The organism is Rhizobium sp. BR 362, from assembly GCF_036528765.1.
GTDB lineage: Bacteria > Pseudomonadota > Alphaproteobacteria > Rhizobiales > Rhizobiaceae > Rhizobium.
Genome location: NZ_JARWGH010000004.1, coordinates 399,791 through 413,108, shown reverse-complemented (window position 1 = coordinate 413,108; position 13,318 = coordinate 399,791). Strand labels below are relative to the sequence as shown.

The following is a 13,318-nucleotide window of genomic DNA, read 5'->3' as shown; positions in this document are numbered from 1 at the left end:
AGATCATTCTGCCCGCTGTCCCGCCGCTCCTTCGGAAGCATTCCAACGCTCCATGAAATCACCCTCTCAACAGAGAGAATCACGTTTTTTCTTGCAGCGCAATTTGCAAGTTTCTCCAAACGAGAACCGTCCAAACTTGCAAAGATCAATACTTCAAAACTCTGGATAAGAACGCCAATTCAATGCGTTACGCGTACTTCACTGGCGACCAATTCCAAGCGCGAAACTGGCTCGCACTTTGCCTGAAACTGCTCAGGCGGCCGACACCTCGGACACTTCGAAGCGATAGGTCGTCGAGCAGAATTCGCAGGTGACGGCGATTTCGCCATTGTCCTGGCTCGCTTCGATCTCCTCGGCGGAAAAGCCCTGCAACACATCCTTCAGCTTATCGCGCGAACAGGTGCAGCGGTCGAAGACAGCCTTGGGCTCGAAAACGCGCACGCCGCGCTCATGGAAGAGGCGGAACAGCAAGCGCTCGGTACCCACCTGTGGATCGGTCAGCTCATCCGCATCGATGGTCTCGACCAGCGTGCGGGCTTCCGCCCAGGCATCATCCTCGACGTGCTCGCGCACGCGCGTGTCGCCGTCGCCGCCGTGAAGGTCCGGCTGGCGCATGCGCTCGGGTGCTTCCGGCAGGAACTGCGCGACAAGACCGCCCGCCCGCCAGCGATGGCGCGGCTTGCCGGCCTCGTCGCGGTCGAACAATTCGGCGGCGCCAAGCCGGACGCGCGTCGGGATCTGTTCCGACTGGCGAAAATAGGTGCCGGCGATCTCTTCGAGCGATGCACCGTCAAGTGCCACGATGCCCTGATAGGGCTGGCTGAAGCGACCCTGATCGATCGTGAAGGCAAGGATGCCCTTGCCGAGCAACTGTTCCGGCTCGGTCTTGCCGGCAGCCACGGCCTTAGCCAGCGCCTCATCGTCGAAGCGGGCATAGGCGCGGACGTTCTCCGGCGTGGAAAAATCAGCGACCAGAAGGTCGACCGGCCCGTCGCTCTTCGTCTGTACGGTGAACTTGCCCTCGAACTTCAGCGAAGTGCCGAGCAATACGGTCAGCACCACCGCCTCGGCCAGTAGCCGGGCGACAGGAGCCGGATAGCTGTGCCGGGCGAGAATTGCGTCCAGGAGCGGCCCGAGCTGCACGGCGCGGCCGCGGACATCAAGACCTTCTACCTGGAAGGGAACGACATGATCATCGCCGGCAAAATCGAACTGACCCAGCGAGGCTGCACTTTCCGCCATTGCTCTACTCCTACTGCGCCCGCGACATCAAACGCGGTTCTATATCTTCAGATCGCGCCCAGGCACCAAGCAAGAATCGATTTTTGCGCATGAAGGCGGTTTTCCGCCTCATCGAAAACAACGGATTGCGGACCGTCGATCACCTCGTCCGTCACTTCCTCGCCGCGATGAGCGGGCAGGCAATGCATGAACAACGCGTCCTTGCCGGCCTGTGCCATCAAAGCCGCGTTGACCTGATAGGGCTGGAAGACGTTGTGACCGCGGGCCCGGTGCTCCTGATTCATGGAAACCCAGGTATCGGTTACCACGCAATCGGCGCCGGCGACCGCACGGTCGGCATCATGTGAGAGCATGATTTCGGCGCCCTCGTTGCGGGCCCAGTTCAGATAGTGATCCTTCGGCTCGGAACCAAGGGGTACGGCCATGTTCATGCGATAGCCGAAACGGGCAGCGCCTTCGACCAGCGAATGCAGCACGTTGTTGCCGTCGCCGGTCCAGGCGATGGTCTTGCCCTTGATCGGGCCGCGATGCTCCTCGAAGGTCATGATATCGGCCATGATCTGGCAGGGATGCGTATCGTCGGTCAACGCATTGATGACCGGCACGGTCGCGTGTTCGGCGAGTTCCAACAGGCGCGAATGTTCGGTCGTGCGGATCATGATGGCGTCGACATAGCGCGACAACACCCGCGCGGTATCGCCGATCGTCTCGGCGCGGCCGAGCTGCATTTCCGTACCCGACAGGAACAGCGTCTCGCCGCCGAGCTGGCGCATGCCGACGTCGAAGGAGACGCGGGTACGGGTGGACGGCTTCTCGAAGATCATCGCCAGCATCTTGCCGGCAAGCGGCTTGTCGGCAGCACCCGCCTTCAGCGCCTGCTTTCGCACGATGGCATCGTCGATGATGCTGCGCAGATCGGCAGCCGCGACGGCCGAGAGATCGAGAAAGTGTTTCGGTGAAGCCATGTCCCTACCTGTACTCCAGAAATGAAAACGCCCGCTGATCGGGGCAATAACGCCTCGATCAGCAGGCGTTGAACTCAAGCCGACTTCTTGACGCGGGCGGCGCGCAGAGACTCTGCAGCGCGTTCGATGCGGGCAACGCCTTCGCGCGCCTCTTCAGCCGTGACCACCAGCGGCGGCAGCAGGCGGATGACGTTGTCGCCGGCCGGCACACCCAGCAGATGCTCGGCGCGGATTGCCTGCAGCAGGTCCGACTGCGGAATGGCGGCTTTTATGCCGAGCAGCAGCCCCTCGCCGCGGACATCCTCGATAATATCCGGAAAACGATCCTTGAGCGAGGCCAGGCCCTGGCGGAAGACCAAGGCCACATCGCGCACATGCTGCAGGAAACCGTCTGCCAGCACGATATCGAGCACGGCGTTGCCGACGGCCATGGCGAGCGGATTGCCGCCATAGGTCGAGCCATGCGTGCCCGCCTTCATGCCCGAAGCGGCGTCGGCAGTCGCAAGGCAGGCGCCGAGCGGAAAGCCGCCGCCGATGCCCTTGGCAACGGCCATGATGTCAGGCGTGATGCCGGCCCACTCATGGGCGAAAAGCTTGCCGGTGCGGCCAACGCCGCTCTGAACCTCATCGAGGACCAGAAGCAGGCCATGCTCGTCGCAGATCTGGCGCAGGCCGCGCAGAAACTCGTTGGTGGCCGGACGGATACCGCCCTCGCCTTGCACCGGCTCGATGAGGATCGCGGCAGTCGCATCGGTGATGGCGGCACGCACTGCGTCGAGATCACCGAAAGGCACCTGGTCGAAGCCAGGCGCCTTCGGCCCGAAACCTTCCAGATACTTTTCCTGGCCGCCGGCAGCGATCGTCGCGATCGTCCGCCCATGGAAGGCGCCTTCGAAGGTGATGATATGGTATTTCTCCGGATGACCCTTGGAGAATTGATAGCGCCGTGCCGTCTTGATGGCGCATTCCAGCGCCTCGGCTCCGGAATTGGTGAAGAACACCTTATCGGCGAAGGTGGCGTCGGTCAGGCGCTTCGACAATTTTTCCTGGCCGGGCACCTCATAGAGGTTGGAGAGGTGCCAGACCTTGTCGGCCTGCGCCTTCAGTTCTGCAACCAGATGGGGATGGGCGTGGCCAAGCGAATTCACCGCGACGCCCGCAGCGAAATCGAGATAGCGCTCGCCGGTCTCCGTGATCAGCCACACGCCCTCGCCTCGCTCGAACCGCAGCGGAGCACGCATGTAGGTGTCATAAAGCGGCGCGGTTTCAGCCATAGCGCATTCTCCTCGATCACAACCTTTAGGGCCAATCGTTTCCTCGCGTGAAACGGGCCCTGGAAAATCAAAAATGCCGCCTCTCGGCGGCATGGGCACTATTGATGTTTTGCACTGCGATGTCAACAAAACTGGCGATTTAGCAGGTGCGGCAGAGCGCCTCTTGGCAGAGGCCATGTCTTCGACAACTTATATTGCATAAATGCCACTCACGTATAGCAAGTTGGGGAAAACCTCGAAATCGATTCCTCAAGATTCCCGCGACTCTTGTCACGGAGTCAGCCTCACACTAGGTTAAAAACCAATTACTAGACTGCATGCGGCGGAACTAGTCACCACAATTTTTAAGCGTTTCACGCCTCGACCCAATGCGAGGCAATGGTGAGGGATTCTGCCATCAGAAACGCGACAGCGGAGACAGGGCATGAATTGGACAGACGAACGCGTCGAGAAGCTGAAAAAGCTGTGGTCCGAAGGTTTGAGCGCCAGCCAGATCGCGGCACAGCTCGGTGGTGTCAGCCGTAATGCCGTCATTGGCAAAGTGCATCGCTTGAGCCTGCCGGGCCGAGCGAAAGCCGGTGGCGCAGCAACCGCAGCTCGAGCGCCGAAGCGCAATACCTCGGCCCCGCGGGCGCCGAATTACGCCTCGCGCGTTGCAACCCGCACGGTTACCCGCCAGCAGGGTGCGACGATGCTCAAGGAAGAGGTCGAGATCGATACGGTCCACGAGATCGAATACCGTCCGGCTGCCAATGTGGTCGTTCCGATCTCGCGCCGCCTCGGCCTGACGGAGCTCACAGAGCGCACGTGCAAGTGGCCGGTCGGCGACCCGCTGAAGGACGATTTTCACTTCTGCGGCAATGACAGCCCGGACTCTTCGCCCTACTGCACCTATCATCAGCGGCTGGCCTACCAGCCGGTGCATGACCGGCGTCGGGCCGCGCACTAAACCAGTGCTAACCACATGAAAAACGGGCCGAAAGGCCCGTTTTCTGTTTCCGCCCTGTCCGATGACCGGTCGAGTTGCCCCGATCAGGCCTCCATGGAATAACCCGCGCCGCGAACGGTACGGATGACATCCTGCATATTGGAGAAATTGAGCGCCTTGCGCAGGCGGCCGACATGCACGTCGACGGTGCGTTCGTCGACATAGATATCATGCCCCCATACGCCGTCGAGCAATTGGGAGCGCGAAAAGACGCGGCCGGGCGAGGACATCAGGAATTCCAGCAGCCGGAATTCCGTCGGCCCCAACCGCACTTCGCGGCTCTTGCGGTGGACACGATGGGTCTCGCGGTCCAGCTCGATATCGCCGCAGCGCAGTACCGTCGACAGAACCTCGGGGCGGGCGCGGCGCAGCATCGCCTTGACGCGGGCCATCAGCTCCGGCGTCGAAAACGGCTTGACCACATAGTCGTCTGCGCCGGTGGAAAGGCCGCGCACCCGCTCGCTCTCTTCACCGCGGGCCGTCAGCATGATGATCGGCAGGCGCTCCGTCTCCGGCCGCATACGCAGCCGGCGGCAGAGCTCGATGCCGGACACGCCAGGGAGCATCCAATCGAGGATCAGAAGATCGGGGATGCGCTCCTGGAGGCGCAGCTCGGCTTCGTCGCCTCTCAGGATGGTGTCGACCTCGAAGCCTTCCGCCTCGAGATTATAGCGCAGCAGAACGCTTAGCGCTTCCTCGTCTTCTACAACAGCTACTCTCGGAACCATGCGCCTCTGGTCTCCTTCTCTTGGGGTCTACTTTATTCCGTCACCGCACCCACGGTGTTGGCGGTATCGTCCTTCGGACGCTCGCCTTCCGGCTGGGCGCCGGTCGCCATGTAATAGATCGTCTCGGCAATGTTGGTGGCATGATCGCCGATGCGCTCGATGTTCTTGGCGCAGAAGAGAAGATGCGTGCAGGTGGTGATGTTGCGCGGATCTTCCATCATGTAAGTCAGCATTTCGCGGAAGAGCGAGGTGTACATGGCATCGATTTCCTCGTCGCGCTCACGGATCGACACGGCCTTGTCAGGCGAACGGGTCGTGTAGACGTCGAGCACTTCCTTGAGCTGAACGAGGGCCAGTTCGGAGAGATGTTCGATGCCGCGGGCGAGACGACGCGGAACGCCGGTGCCCTGCACGGCGATGACGCGCTTTGCGGTGTTCTTGCCGAGATCGCCGACGCGCTCCAGATCGGAGGCAATGCGGATGGAGCCCATGATTTCACGAAGGTCGGCAGCCATCGGCTGGCGGCGAGCGATGGTGACGATCGCCTTGTCGCCGACTTCGCGTTCTGCATGGTCGAGAATGACGTCGTCGGAAATGACCTTCTGCGCCAGGGCGGCATCGCCGTTGACCAGCGCGCGAACGCTGTCGCTGACCATCTGCTCTGCCAGGCCGCCCATTTCGGAAATGCGGCGCGTCAGGAATTTCAGGTCTTCGTCATATGCAGAGAGAATGTGTGTAGAGACCATTTTTCTATCCTCAAGGTGAATGATGTGAAGAAAGCCGCGCGGGGAGCATCATCAGCCAAAACGGCCCATGATGTAATCCTGCGTGCGGAAATCATCGGGATTGGTGAACATCTTATCGGTATCGTTCTCCTCGACCAGATGACCGAGATGAAACATTGCGGTGCGCTGCGAAACGCGGGCTGCTTGCTGCATGGAATGCGTCACGATGACGATCGTGAAATTTTCCCGCAGCTCATGAATGAGTTCCTCGACTTTGGCGGTGGCGATCGGATCGAGCGCCGAGCACGGCTCGTCCATGAGAATGACCTCCGGACTGACGGCGACGGCGCGGGCGATGCAGAGGCGTTGCTGCTGGCCGCCGGAAAGGCTGGTGCCGGCCTCGAAAAGCCGATCCTTCACCTCGCCCCAGAGCCCGGCCTTCTGCAGGCTGGTTTCGACGATATGGTCGAGATCGGCCTTGGACCGATGCAGCCCGTGGATACGCGGGCCATAGGCGACATTCTCGTATATCGACTTCGGAAACGGATTGGGCTTCTGGAACACCATGCCGACGCGGGCGCGCAGCTCGACGACATCGATGGCGTTGTCATAGACATCCTGATCGTCGAGCATGATCTTGCCGGTGACGCGGCAGGTGTCGATCGTGTCGTTCATGCGGTTGAGGCAACGCAGGAAGGTGGACTTGCCGCAGCCGGAGGGGCCGATCAGCGCGGTGACGGTATTGGCGCGAATGTTCAGATCCACGTCGAACAGCGCGCGCTTGTCGCCGTAGTGGACCGACACGGCCTGGCCGATCATCTTGTAGGGGATCGTCATCATCTTCTTGGCCAGTGCTTTTTCGCTCGCGGCTTCCGTCATCATGTTCATTCCATCGTCTCCTGTCACCAACGCCGCTCAAAGCGACGGCGCAGCAGGATGGCTCCGATGTTCATCGCAACAAGGAAGAAGAGCAGGACGATAATGGCCCCGGAGGTTCTTTCGACAAAGGCACGCTCGGCTTCGCTCGCCCACATGTAGATCTGCACCGGCAGGGCCGTGGAAGGATCGAGCGGCCCCGCCGGATAGTTGGCGACAAAGGCGACCATGCCGATCAAAAGCAACGGCGCGGTCTCGCCCAGCGCATGCGCCAGGCCGAGGATCGTCCCCGTCAGAATGCCGGGCATGGCGAGCGGCAGGACATGGTGGAACACCACCTGCATGCGCGAGGCACCAAGGCCAAGGGCGGCGCTGCGGATCGACGGCGGCACGGCGCGCAATGCCGAGCGGGTGGCGATGATGATCATCGGTAGCGTCATCAGGCTCAGCACCAGCCCGCCGACCAGCGAAGCCGAGCGCGGCAGACCCATGAAGTTGATGAAGACTGACAGGCCGAGCAGGCCATAGACGATCGACGGCACCGCTGCGAGATTGTTGATATTGACCTCGATCAGATCCGTCAGCCGGTTCTTTGGCGCGAACTCCTCGAGGTAGATCGAAGCGGCAACGCCAACCGGCAGCGCCAGAACCAGCACGGTCAGCATGAGATAGAACGAGCCGATGAGGGCAACGCCAAGGCCTGCGGCTTCCGGACGACTGGAATTGCCCGACAGGAACAGACCGGTATTGAACGCCTTATGCAGGGCGCCGGTGGCGGCGAGCTGCCTCATCCAGGCGAGTTGCTGATCGGAGACCTTACGATCCTTTTCGTCGGCCGTCAGATCGATCTGTCCCTTGTTGGCGGAGTCGATATTGGCACTGGCGAGGAAGGTCACCTTTACCGTCTTTCCGATAACGGACGGATCGGCCAGGACCTTGTCGCGCAAGGCAATCCGCGCGCCGTCCGACACCATTTCCATCGCCTCGCGCACCAGCGCCCGATTGGAAGGATCGATGCCGAGCGCCTTCGTCAGGGCGTCACGAATGAGAACGGGATAATTGGCCGCAATCAGCACCTTCGGATCGCTGCCGCGCTTGCCCGCGGGGTCGATGACCTTCTCGGTGAATTCGACCGGCAAGGCGATCGAGGTCTGTACGAAGGCCGTATAACCGTGGCGCGCCACGGTCGAGACAAGGATGACGAGGAAAACAAGGCCGAAGGTAACGGCGGCCATACCATAGGCGCGAAACCGTCGCTCGGCGGCATAGCGGCGCTTGATGCCGATATCACGTCGCAGCGGCACGCCGGGCGTGAGCCCACGCGGCACAGGTGATGACGCGGAAGATACGACTTCGTTCATTCGTATTGCTCCCTATACCGGCGGACGATGTAGAGCGCATAAATGTTCAGGCACAAGGTCAGGCAGAAAAGCGTGATGCCGAGCGCGAATGCGACCAATGTCTGCGGCGAGGTGAATTCGAGGTCGCCGGTCAACTGGTTGACGATCTTCACGGTGACGGTCGTCATCGGTTCGAAAGGATCGAGCTGCATGCGGGCGGCAACGCCGGCAGCCAATACGACGATCATGGTCTCGCCGATCGCCCGCGACGCCGTCATCAAGAGTGCGCCCACGATGCCGGGCAATGCGGCCGGCAGGAGGACGCGCTTGACCGTCTCCGAACGCGTTGCCCCGAGGCCGAGCGAGCCGTCGCGCAATGAGCGCGGCACGGCCGTGATGATATCGTCGGACAGCGAGGAGACGTAGGGGATGAGCATCACGCCCATAACGAACCCGGCGGTCAGGACACTCTGCGCCTCGATGAAGCTCGTATAATTGCCCGTCAGCAAGCCGTCGATGTCGGCGGAAATGTCGCGCAGAAACGGCCCGACGGTCACCAGAGCGAAAAAGCCGTAGACGATGGTCGGAATGCCCGCCAGCACCTCGAGCATCGGCTTGGCGACGGAGCGCACGCGGGCTGAGGCATATTCGGCCATGTAGATTGCGGCAAACAAGCCGACGGGAACCGCAACCAGCATGGCGACGAAGCCGATATAGAGCGTGCCGGCCAGCAAGGGGATGAGGCCGAATGTACCCGATGTCCGCGCACCGGCGCCGGTGAAGCCGGGGTCCCAGACGGTGCCGAAGAAGAACTCGGCGGCAGGAACCATGTTGAAGAAACGGGCGGCCTCCGACAGCATCGACGCCGCGATGCCGAGCGTCGTCAGCACGGCGATGGAGGAGGCAACGACGAGGCCGCCGAGAATGACCTGCTCCACCCGGTTGCGGGCGCGAAAGCGCAGCGCGATGGCGCGCAGGCCGTGGACGGCACAGAGCAGCGAAAGAAGAATGGCCGCCACGGACATGACGACACGGCTCATATGCCGCATGCCGTTATATTGATTGGCAGCATCGATCATGTAGCCGGTCGGCCGGACGGCGAGCGGGACGCCTTTCTGCGCCAGGACCAATTGAAGATCGGCCGTACCATTGGCGACGGCGGCAAGTTCCTGGTCATCGAGCTGGCGCATGCCATGGGCCAGGCTTCGCACCATGCTGTAGCTGAGTTTGAGTTCGGCCGACGGGAGGGATTTCACCTCCTCGGGAAAGGATCCGACCACGAAACGGTCAATTACCTCCGGACTGATCACCAGCCAGGCGCAGATCAGCGCAAGCGCCGGCAATATCGCCCAGATGGCGGCATAGGCACCATGATAGCCGAGCCGTGAATGCATGGCCGAGGACCTGTTGCCCGACAGCGCGGCCGCTCTCGTCCGCCCCGCCACGAAGGCAAGGGCGCCGATGATCGACAGGCACAACAGCAGCAGTGACAAACTCATTCCCATTCCCCGGCGAACGCCGGCGTGGCGGCGAGCCGCACCGGCGGGCAGTCCTTATGCAATCACATGATCTTCCCGTCCGCGAAATCCTTGCGAATCTGGTCGCGCTCGGCATCGGGCGCCGGCACCAGGCCGTATTCGGCCAAGGGGCTGTCGGGTCCGATCATCTGATCGCTCGTGAAGAAGTCGACATATTCCTTTAGGCCCGGAATGACGCCGAGATGCGCCTTCTTGACGTAGAAGAACAGCGGCCGCGACACCGGATAGGTGCCGTTGGCGATGGTCTCGCCCGACGGCACGATGCCGCTCACGGTGGCGACCTTCAGCTTGTCGGCATTGTTTTGATAGAAGTAGAGGCCGAAGACGCCGACGCCGTGCTTGTTGGCGTCGATGCGGGCCAGTGTTTCCGGATAATCGCCGTCGATATCGACCGCTGCGCCATCCTTGCGCACGGCGATGCATTTCTTGGCCTGCTGATCGGGATCGGACACAGTCGCCTTGATGATGTCAAGCGCACCGGACTCCTTGCAGCCGGCCGCGAGCACTTTCTCCTCGAAAACCTCGCGCGTGCCATGCTTCTCGCCTGGGATATAGGCTGCAATCTCGAAGTTCGGCAGGGCCGGATTGATCTCCGACCATTTCTTATAGGGATTGGGAACCAGCTTGCCGTTCACCACGACTTCCGCGGCCAATGCCTTATAGAGATCGGCGGGCACGAATTTCATGTCGGGATTGGTTTTGTCGAAGGCGAAAACGATGCCGTCGTAGCCGATCTTGACCTGCTCGATATCGGCAACACCGGCTGCCTTGCAGGCCTCGACTTCGCTGCTTTTGATGGGGCGCGAAGAATTGGCGATATCTATGGAATCGGTGCCGACGCCCTTGCAGAATTCCTTCAGACCGGCACCGGAGCCGCCGGATTCGACGACCGGCGTTTTGAAATTCGTAAAGGTTTCCCCGAACGTCTCGGCAACAATCTTTGCATAGGGGAATACGGTAGAGGAACCGGAAATCTGAATCTGATCGCGGGCCGCAGCAGCCCCAGCGAAAGCGGCGGACGCGACCAACGCTATGACAGACAGTTTCAACGTGTTCATGGCGAACCCTCCCTGACGGGCTTTGAAGAGCGCGACGGCGAACGGAGCATCCGCCTGTTCAACATCTCTTTTTTAGCGGTCAAAGCACCGCCCTTTTATGTCAGGCGAGTAAAACAATTATGACAGTTCAACACGTTGAATTTTATGAGGTAAGTCGCACCGAATTCAGCGATTCACAGGGGCGTTAGAAGCGGACGGTAAAGTCCGTTCCTTTTCCGACTTCCGACTTGACGATCAGTCGCGCGCGGTGACGGGTAAGAATGTGCTTGACGATGGCAAGCCCCAGGCCGGTGCCTTTTTTCGAGCGGCTGTCCTCGACATTGACGCGATAGAAGCGCTCCGTTAGGCGCGGCACATGTTCCGCCGGGATGCCCGGTCCCCTGTCTGATATGATGACCTCGACGGCCTGGCCGGGTTCGTTCAAGAGTGAAACCTCGACCACCTTGCCTTCCTGACCATATTTGCAGGCATTCTCGATAAGGTTTTCGAAGACCTGCACCAGTTCGTCGCGATCGCCCAGAACCTCTACCTTCCCCGGAGGCAGATGCAGATTGATGGTGACGTCGAGATCGGCAGCCAGCGGCAGCAGCGCATCGCGGACATGGCCGAGCAACGGCACGAGATCGACCTTCTGGTCCGGCGCAATGTGCGACTTCAGCTCCAGCCGCGAGAGCGACAGGAGATCGTCGACGAGCCGGCTCATGCGCGTCGTCTGGTCGAACATGATGCCGAGGAAACGTTGCTGCGCCTTCGGATCCGCCTTGGCCGGCCCCTGAATGGTTTCGATGAAACCGCGCAGCGAGGCGAGCGGCGTGCGCAGCTCATGGCTGGCATTGGCCACGAAATCGGAGCGCATGCGGTCAATATGGCGAAGTTCGGAGACATCGCGGAAAGACAGCACGAAGAAGGTGCCGGGCTCGATATCGGTCTCCGGCAGATCGATCGGCGCGATGCGGACGATATAGACGCGCTCGGACGGCAGGCGCTCGGAATGTTCGATCTGGTTCGGCGTGTTGGTGGTGATCGTCTCCCGCACCATGTCGAGCACGCCGGGGGAGCGCAGCTTGGCGGAGATATGTGCATTAAGCGGAAAGGCGCCGAACGCCTTTTCGGCAGCGGCATTCTGCACCAGGACGGAGGCCTCGCGGTCGATGATCAACACCGGGACATCGAGTGCGGCGAGGCCGGAGAACACCGTGCGAAGCAAGGCTTCCGGATCGGCCAGCGCCGGCTCGAGAGGCGGCGGCGGCGCGGCTTGCAAGACAAGCGGCCGGCGGATCAGCGCGACGATTACAACGACAACCCAGATCCAGAAGACGACGGCAGTATTGATACCTCCGACGAGCGCCATGACGGCGATCAGCGTCGCCAGAATCAGCATGGCGATCTCCTGCCACAGCCGTGCAGCCAGTTTCCTGAGGAATGACCATTCGTCTTCCAATGCGCCTGTCCCTTCGCCTGTCATAGCGGAATCCAAGACTCCGCGTCTTAGCGAGGATTCATGACAGAAGTTTTCGGCTCTATCCACAGAAGCCGGCCGCTTACGGCAATAAACGTAGCCGGCGAAAGACGGAAACCGCAAAGAGGTTGAAAATACTGGATAAATGGCTCAACCTGCTCGTAAGGCTTTTTTTACAGTACCGGCAAATATCGCTAAGATGGCATAAATTGCGGAGGAGCAGAGCACATGGCAGAGGACGTGAAAAGCCGTGCGGTGGAATTGAATATTCATGGCCAGAGGCGCGCATTCGATGTCGATGACCCCGTCCTGCCGGACTGGATCGAGGACGAGGCGCTTGCTTCCGGCGGCTATCCTTACAAGAAGAAGCTGAAGGAGGAAGAGTATCTGGAAGAGTTGGAAAAGCTGCAGATAGAACTCATCAAAGTACAGTTCTGGCTGCAGGCGACCGGCAAGCGGGTCATGGCGCTCTTTGAAGGCCGCGACGCTGCCGGCAAGGGCGGTGCGATCGCCGCAACTTCCGCACATATGAATCCCCGCCTCGCGCGCGCCGTGGCATTGACCAAACCGACCGACCGCGAAGCCGGGCAATGGTATTTCCAGCGTTATGTCGCCCAGTTTCCGACGGCGGGCGAATTCGTGCTGTTCGACCGTTCCTGGTATAACCGCGCCGGCGTCGAGCCGGTCATGGGCTTCTGCACCCATGAGCAATACGAGCAATTCCTGAAGCAGACGCCGCATATGGAAAAGCTTATCGTCCAGGACGGCATTTTCTTCTTCAAATTCTATCTCGATATCGGCCGGGAGATGCAGCTCAAGCGCTTTCACGATCGCCGCCACGATCCGCGTGCCGTATGGAAGCTTTCCTCCATGGACATCGCGGCCCTCGACAAATGGAAGGACTACAGCGAAAAGCGCGATCGCATGCTGAAGGAAACGCATATGGACTACGCGCCATGGACCGTGATCCACGCCAACGACAAGCGCCGTGCGCGTCTTAACCTCATTCGTCACATGCTGCTGACGCTTGATTATGACGGCAGGGACGAGAAGGCGATCGGCGAGCTCGATGACAAGATCCTCGGCATGGGATTGCATGTCCTCAAATAGACAGGATGCAAGCCA

Annotated in this window: 13 protein-coding genes; 3 read left to right on the top strand and 10 right to left on the bottom strand. The window is 60.8% G+C overall.

All coding sequences use genetic code 11. The annotated features are described in order from the left end of the window. A partial coding sequence (locus QDY28_RS08610; protein ID WP_331381265.1) for a hypothetical protein occupies window positions 1–246 on the top strand: 246 nt, incomplete at its 5' end. Window positions 247–252: 6 nt separating this feature from the next. On the opposite strand, the gene QDY28_RS08605 is transcribed toward QDY28_RS08610, so the two are convergent. The 3 genes from QDY28_RS08605 to QDY28_RS08595 all read right to left on the bottom strand — a co-directional run bounded on the left by QDY28_RS08605 (window position 253) and on the right by QDY28_RS08595 (window position 3,481). Further along, window positions 253–1,242, bottom strand: coding sequence for an Hsp33 family molecular chaperone (locus tag QDY28_RS08605; protein ID WP_331381264.1), 990 nt, complete (start codon window positions 1,240–1,242; stop codon window positions 253–255). A gap of 47 nt (window positions 1,243–1,289) precedes the next feature. Beyond that, on the bottom strand, window positions 1,290–2,207 hold the full coding sequence (gene argF, locus QDY28_RS08600; RefSeq protein ID WP_331381263.1) for an ornithine carbamoyltransferase: 918 nt from the start codon (window positions 2,205–2,207) through the stop codon (window positions 1,290–1,292). Between the two features lie 74 nt (window positions 2,208–2,281). After that, complete coding sequence (locus tag QDY28_RS08595; RefSeq protein ID WP_331381262.1) at window positions 2,282–3,481, bottom strand: aspartate aminotransferase family protein; 1,200 nt, start codon at window positions 3,479–3,481, stop codon at window positions 2,282–2,284. Window positions 3,482–3,905: 424 nt separating this feature from the next. Here QDY28_RS08595 and QDY28_RS08590 point away from each other — a divergent pair, with 424 nt between their 5' ends. Further along, entirely contained in the window at window positions 3,906–4,430 is a 525-nt protein-coding gene (locus tag QDY28_RS08590; RefSeq protein ID WP_331381261.1) for a GcrA family cell cycle regulator, read from the top strand. An 83-nt stretch (window positions 4,431–4,513) separates the two neighbouring features. On the opposite strand, the gene phoB is transcribed toward QDY28_RS08590, so the two are convergent. From phoB to phoR, 7 genes are all read right to left on the bottom strand, one after another. After that, a complete protein-coding gene (gene phoB, locus QDY28_RS08585; RefSeq protein ID WP_004128368.1) occupies window positions 4,514–5,197 on the bottom strand; it encodes a phosphate regulon transcriptional regulator PhoB in 684 nt (227 codons plus the stop codon). 32 nt (window positions 5,198–5,229) lie between these two features. Then, on the bottom strand, window positions 5,230–5,943 hold the full coding sequence (phoU, locus tag QDY28_RS08580) for a phosphate signaling complex protein PhoU (RefSeq protein WP_028751116.1): 714 nt from the start codon (window positions 5,941–5,943) through the stop codon (window positions 5,230–5,232). A gap of 51 nt (window positions 5,944–5,994) precedes the next feature. Next, complete coding sequence (gene pstB / locus QDY28_RS08575) at window positions 5,995–6,810, bottom strand: phosphate ABC transporter ATP-binding protein PstB (RefSeq protein ID WP_331381260.1); 816 nt, start codon at window positions 6,808–6,810, stop codon at window positions 5,995–5,997. A gap of 14 nt (window positions 6,811–6,824) precedes the next feature. After that, window positions 6,825–8,159 (bottom strand): phosphate ABC transporter permease PstA, encoded by a 1,335-nt coding sequence (gene pstA, locus QDY28_RS08570; RefSeq protein WP_331381259.1) that lies wholly within the window; start codon window positions 8,157–8,159, stop codon window positions 6,825–6,827. Beyond that, on the bottom strand, window positions 8,156–9,637 hold the full coding sequence (gene pstC / locus QDY28_RS08565; RefSeq protein WP_331381258.1) for a phosphate ABC transporter permease subunit PstC: 1,482 nt from the start codon (window positions 9,635–9,637) through the stop codon (window positions 8,156–8,158). The genes pstA and pstC overlap by 4 nt, the downstream gene beginning before the upstream one ends. 62 nt (window positions 9,638–9,699) lie before the next feature. Then, window positions 9,700–10,734 carry a substrate-binding domain-containing protein gene (locus QDY28_RS08560; RefSeq protein ID WP_331381257.1) on the bottom strand — a complete coding sequence of 345 codons (1,035 nt, stop codon included), beginning with the start codon at window positions 10,732–10,734 and terminating at the stop codon, window positions 9,700–9,702. Window positions 10,735–10,918: 184 nt separating this feature from the next. Then, window positions 10,919–12,199, bottom strand: coding sequence for a phosphate regulon sensor histidine kinase PhoR (phoR, locus tag QDY28_RS08555; RefSeq protein WP_331381256.1), 1,281 nt, complete (start codon window positions 12,197–12,199; stop codon window positions 10,919–10,921). 222 nt (window positions 12,200–12,421) lie between these two features. On the opposite strand from phoR, the gene ppk2 reads away from it, so the two are divergent. After that, window positions 12,422–13,303 carry a polyphosphate kinase 2 gene (gene ppk2 / locus QDY28_RS08550; RefSeq protein ID WP_331381255.1) on the top strand — a complete coding sequence of 294 codons (882 nt, stop codon included), beginning with the start codon at window positions 12,422–12,424 and terminating at the stop codon, window positions 13,301–13,303. The last annotated feature ends 15 nt before the right edge of the window (window positions 13,304–13,318 follow it).

Coding starts and splice junctions, on each gene's coding strand:
- QDY28_RS08605 (WP_331381264.1), bottom strand. CDS start 1,242: ATGGCGGAAAGTGCAGCCTCGCTGGGTCAGTTCGATTTTGCCGGCGAT.
- argF (WP_331381263.1), bottom strand. CDS start 2,207: ATGGCTTCACCGAAACACTTTCTCGATCTCTCGGCCGTCGCGGCTGCC.
- QDY28_RS08595 (WP_331381262.1), bottom strand. CDS start 3,481: ATGGCTGAAACCGCGCCGCTTTATGACACCTACATGCGTGCTCCGCTG.
- QDY28_RS08590 (WP_331381261.1), top strand. CDS start 3,906: ATGAATTGGACAGACGAACGCGTCGAGAAGCTGAAAAAGCTGTGGTCC.
- phoB (WP_004128368.1), bottom strand. CDS start 5,197: ATGGTTCCGAGAGTAGCTGTTGTAGAAGACGAGGAAGCGCTAAGCGTT.
- phoU (WP_028751116.1), bottom strand. CDS start 5,943: ATGGTCTCTACACACATTCTCTCTGCATATGACGAAGACCTGAAATTC.
- pstB (WP_331381260.1), bottom strand. CDS start 6,810: ATGAACATGATGACGGAAGCCGCGAGCGAAAAAGCACTGGCCAAGAAG.
- pstA (WP_331381259.1), bottom strand. CDS start 8,159: ATGAACGAAGTCGTATCTTCCGCGTCATCACCTGTGCCGCGTGGGCTC.
- pstC (WP_331381258.1), bottom strand. CDS start 9,637: ATGAGTTTGTCACTGCTGCTGTTGTGCCTGTCGATCATCGGCGCCCTT.
- QDY28_RS08560 (WP_331381257.1), bottom strand. CDS start 10,734: ATGAACACGTTGAAACTGTCTGTCATAGCGTTGGTCGCGTCCGCCGCT.
- phoR (WP_331381256.1), bottom strand. CDS start 12,199: ATGACAGGCGAAGGGACAGGCGCATTGGAAGACGAATGGTCATTCCTC.
- ppk2 (WP_331381255.1), top strand. CDS start 12,422: ATGGCAGAGGACGTGAAAAGCCGTGCGGTGGAATTGAATATTCATGGC.